Below are 4,800 nucleotides of genomic sequence, written 5' to 3' on the forward strand. Positions count from 1 at the left end.
GTTTTAACCTTCTTGTAATTATCAATTATCCATTATCAATTATCAATTAATGAACCTATCCTACCCACAGATAATAAATAGTTGTTTTACCAGACTAAATTATGTTCTAACAGCGTATATTGCTCCAATATTACTACTACGAGGTAGACGAGAAAAAATGGCAAAGCCTTCTTGACGCAAATATTCAGCTAATTTCTCTGGTCCTTTATTATGCCATTCCATCATAATTATTTTAATCTGATTTAATTGCCCTTTTTCTACTAAAGAATCAAAGATTTCATACTCAGATCCTTCACAGTCAATCTTGGCAACAATATCCATATCTGGGTGCTGAGAAATTATTGAATTTAACTCTTCGCTAATAGGTTTTAAAGTCAGCTCTTCTGTTGGGAGAGACTTGTTTTGCTTATTGTTTGTTCGGTCTTCCGAAACTCCTATACTTCCTCTTAAGTCATAATCAAATTCGACCGTTACTTTTTTTTCTGCATCAGCAACTCCATAACTAAATGCTTTAATTTTCTGGGAAATATCTGGGTTTAAATCAAAGTTGTGTAGTGCTTGTTTATAGGTAACGTCGAATGGTTCGTAACCCCAGACTGACTTCACATTTTCCTGGCTGGCAAAATATAGACTAGCTAATCCTACATTCATGCCAATATCTAACATGACTATGGGGCGGTCATAAATAAAAGTATAAATTCCTAACCAAAAAATTTCCCAAAGAATAGAAAGCTCTTCTGCTGTTTGAACATTTACTTTTATGCCTTCTATTTCTACAATCAACTCATCATTTTTATCTATAGTAAACTTAGCATTTAACTTTTTCTTGAGAAATTTTGCTTGATTCAATGCTTTTTTTGAGAGTAGAAAATCATATTTTTCCTTTTCAACATATATATCTAGTGGTTTGAGAAATAATTTATCTGAACCACGCTCAACTTCTACATCATTAAAACTCATACTTAACTCAGGAATTTTATCTACCCAATACCAATTAGGTATCTTCTGGTAATTCCTCACATTTCTCAAAAAATTCTTAGTTTTTAACAATGGTTCTTTTAACATTATTCGTATTCCTCTTAAGTAAACAAACTGAATAATTTAGTAAGCATTCAGCACTCAGCTATCAGCTATCAGCTTTATTACTAAAAAATAAGGTCTAAAGTCTCCCCTTTTAAGGGGATGAAAAAAGTAAGTATCCGTATTTCAAACCTCTGGGTTTCCTACGGAATGCTGGGCAAACAGCTAGAGTTACTGATAACTGATAACTGAAATGATCCTTAATGGACAATTTAAGCTTGTTGTTCTTGTGCTTCAATTCTTTGTTTAAAGATGTAGTAGAAGTCAAGAAAATTCTTGCTTAATTCATTAAAAAGCTGTTTGCGTAGCATTCCGTAGGAAGAGCTGACTGCTAATAGCTGAATGCTTACATTGTTACTACTTTCTCTCCGGAATCAACTATCGAGATAACACCTAGATTAAGAAAAAAAGAGTATAATTTTTACCATTATAGCATAATAATTTTATTCATTTATCTAAAACTAATGATAATTTTCTCAAAGACTTTCTAATTTGTGAAAATATTTAACTTGATGAAATATTAGGGATGGCACAGAAATAATATATTTGGCTATATAATGTTTTCAAATGAAGTGTAAATATAGATTTAGTTTTTTCTAATAAAAAAACACTGCTTTGAGTCCATCATATCCTTGTATTTATTACTATTTAATGGTGTTTTTCCCCCTTTACTATTCCCTCCATACCTTTTTCATAGCACTTAGTTCCCACATCCCATTTAGAAAGGCTATACTATATAATTAACTAGGAAAATTGTTTTCCTCAGAATATACTTGATAAATTAATTTTTTATTTTTATGAAGAATCCAATAAAAATTATCCCTTGGTTAGTTATTGCTGGTTTCGCTTGGTCTCTTGGTTTCTTTTACAATGTTTATTATGGTGGCTTAATTGGTCGTTTACGAGGAATGTACTACAATAAGGTGGCATTAGCAGCGGAGGTAGAAGGGTCAAAAAGACTAATAATTGTTGGTGGTTCGGGAGCGCACTATACTGTCAATTCTCAACTAATGGAAGAAGAACTTGGTTTTCCTGTATTTAATTTTGGCTTGGATGGAAACTTGGGTCTAAATGTAATTTTTCCTACTATTTTGGAGCAAGTTCGTCCAGGAGATATTGTGCTGATAATTCCTGAATACTTAATGTTATTAGATGAAGATGGATTAGGCGATCGCTCTACTTATTTTGGAGTAGCTGTTGGAAAACCAGGGTTAGGAGAAATACCACCTAAGCAGTTTGCTCAAGATACTTTTGGTTTAGGTGTTCCTAGTCTTAGGAGATTGACAAAATCTGCTATAGATATAGTTGAGCAAGTAGAAGTTCCAGATTACTATGCCGATCCAATTACAGACTGGGGAGATCCGACTAAAACATGGGAACGCAAAAGTAAATGGTGGAAAATGACAGTTAACAAACCCGTTACTCCTCATTCAATTACACGAATTAAGCAATTTAGGGAAGAATTAGAAGCTAAACAAGCAAATTTAGTCATATCACTACCTATCATTTATGCCAATACAAATGAAAAAACTGTGAAGAATGTGGAGAAAACTGCTGAAGAGTTAGGCAAAATTGCTCCTCTAATTACTGACGAAAAGTTAAATTTGTGGACTGATGTTAATTTATTTGCTGATACTCACTACCATCTTAAACCAGAAGGAAGAGTTATACGTTCAAAAGAATTAGTAGAACAACTTAAACCTATAATTCAATCAACAATAAGTAATAAATAAGGTTTGAATTATCTCCCTTTCTGTGTTTTTCAAGAAGGAAGAAAGAAGAAAGAAGAAGGAGGAGGGACAAAGGCTTAAAAGTCTGAAAAAAACTTAAATTTCAGCGTTGCACAGTGACAAATAATTTGAGATTTTTGATTGAATTGGATTATGGATTAATCAATTGCTAGAATGATTAATATTAGGTTTTTATTAGTCAAAGTATAAACTAATTTTTGGCAATATCATTCCATAATATGCAAGCCTGAATTTTAAGCTTTTTATCTGTCCTAACCTTTCCTTCCACTGCTATACCTTAAAACATCCCCATAATTTTTCCCTTCATTTACTGCCCAAATTCTGCAGCCAAAACGTCATCATTATCATCAGCAAGAGTCGCAACAATAGTAATTGCCCGAGAAATTTCTCCTGGAGATAATTCTGCTACAGTACGAGTGGCCAGAATTACAATTTGATTATCCACAATAGCAAAATGAGATTCCATAGTCGATAACCAATTCATTTCCAATAATCTACGCATTAACTGGGGTTCATTGTTTGCTGGTAACTTCAGTACATAAGACCAGACATCAAAAGTATCATCATCTGTTTCTCCAGTCAGTCTGACATATACCTCCACACTGCCATATTGAAATTTCCATAAATGGCCTGCTTCATTGTTGGCCACCATAACTTTTTGATCTTCTGCCATATTGGCAATAATTGTTTCAATCTCTTCTATATAGCTGAGACTGGTATCACTTTCAGTTAGTTCAATATTATCTTCTTCAGTAGAAGGATTATCCACAGAAGCAGTATCAGGGTTGTTAGTAGTCATAATTTATACCTATAGATAATTTTTCTATCACCAGTTTAAGTCCTGAACCTATCCTAATTACAAACAGATATATAATTCTATCCACAGTTAGTAATCTATAGCTATGTCCAAAGCAGAAATTAATTTTCCTTATTTTGACAAAATATTGGCCAATTTAGAAGATAAAGCAACTAAAACTATCTTTGGAAACCACGTTCACTGGGGTTATTGGGAAAATCCTAATTGGGCAAAAAATACTGCTGAAGATTTTGCGTCTGCGGCTGAGAAACTGTCACAAAAGGTTTATCAAGCTGCTGATATTAAGGATGGTATTTCTATCTTAGATGTGGGTTGTGGTTTTGGCGGTACAGCTGCCAGTATTAATAATAATTATTCAGAGGTAAAAATCACAGGATTAAATATAGATGAACGGCAATTAAATGTAGCTAGAAAACAAGTTCAAGCTTGTGGTAATAATTCTATTGAATTTGTTCAAGGAGATGCTACTAAAATGCCTTTTCCAGATAATTCTTTTGATGTGGTTTTGGCGGTGGAGTGCATTTTTCATTTTCCTAGTCGTTCTGCTTTTTTCCAAGAGGTAAAAAGAGTTTTAAAACCTGGTGGTAAAATTGCTTTATCTGATTTTGTTCCTACTGGCACAATCAATTTTTTGAAGCCTGTGGTTAGATTGTTTCTTAAAGATTTGGGTGCTGAAACTTATGGCAATGTTAATTTTTTCACTATTGCTAACTATCAAGATTTAGCAAGAAAAATAGGGTTTAATAGTTTTCAAATAGAGGATATTACTTTTAATACTTTACCTACTTATAAAATCCTCAAGGAGTTTCCTGTTTTTTCAGATTCTCCAGCTAATCAGAAAACAAATAATTTTTTTGAATGGGTGACACGGCTGGGACTACTGCGTTATTTAATTTTGTCAGCAAGTATAGAATAATTTTCCCATTTTCAATTGAGGTCTTATCGGAGGGAACAGGGAACAGGGAATAGTGGGAAAAATATTTCCCCGTCTCAGGTTTATTATTAGCATAAGTCTTAACCAACTCATTCTTTGTTAATAAAGGGAATTAGATATTTCCCCACCACACTCCTCTAGTGCTTCACAAAATGAAATGACTATTGCGACATTCGCAACAGAAAGGGGAAGTAGATATTTTTCCCATCACACACTTT

At 33.2% G+C, this 4,800-nt stretch carries 4 protein-coding genes; 2 read left to right on the top strand and 2 right to left on the bottom strand.

From position 1 onward, the window contains the following. Nucleotides 1–99: 99 nt before the first annotated feature. A complete protein-coding gene (locus AC3DU7_RS25610; RefSeq protein ID WP_488042104.1) occupies nucleotides 100–1,065 on the bottom strand; it encodes an FkbM family methyltransferase in 966 nt (321 codons plus the stop codon). Between the two features lie 812 nt (nucleotides 1,066–1,877). On the opposite strand from AC3DU7_RS25610, the gene AC3DU7_RS25615 reads away from it, so the two are divergent. After that, nucleotides 1,878–2,813 (top strand): hypothetical protein, encoded by a 936-nt coding sequence (locus AC3DU7_RS25615; RefSeq protein ID WP_488042105.1) that lies wholly within the window; start codon nucleotides 1,878–1,880, stop codon nucleotides 2,811–2,813. 325 nt (nucleotides 2,814–3,138) lie between these two features. Here the strand turns inward: AC3DU7_RS25615 and AC3DU7_RS25620 are convergent, their stop codons facing one another. Next, on the bottom strand, nucleotides 3,139–3,630 hold the full coding sequence (locus AC3DU7_RS25620) for a YbjN domain-containing protein (protein ID WP_488042106.1): 492 nt from the start codon (nucleotides 3,628–3,630) through the stop codon (nucleotides 3,139–3,141). Nucleotides 3,631–3,733: 103 nt separating this feature from the next. Between AC3DU7_RS25620 and AC3DU7_RS25625 the strand changes: the two genes are divergently transcribed. Further along, nucleotides 3,734–4,564 (top strand): class I SAM-dependent methyltransferase, encoded by an 831-nt coding sequence (locus AC3DU7_RS25625; protein ID WP_488042107.1) that lies wholly within the window; start codon nucleotides 3,734–3,736, stop codon nucleotides 4,562–4,564. Nucleotides 4,565–4,800: the final 236 nt, after the last annotated feature.

The organism is Okeania sp. (assembly GCF_983059655.1).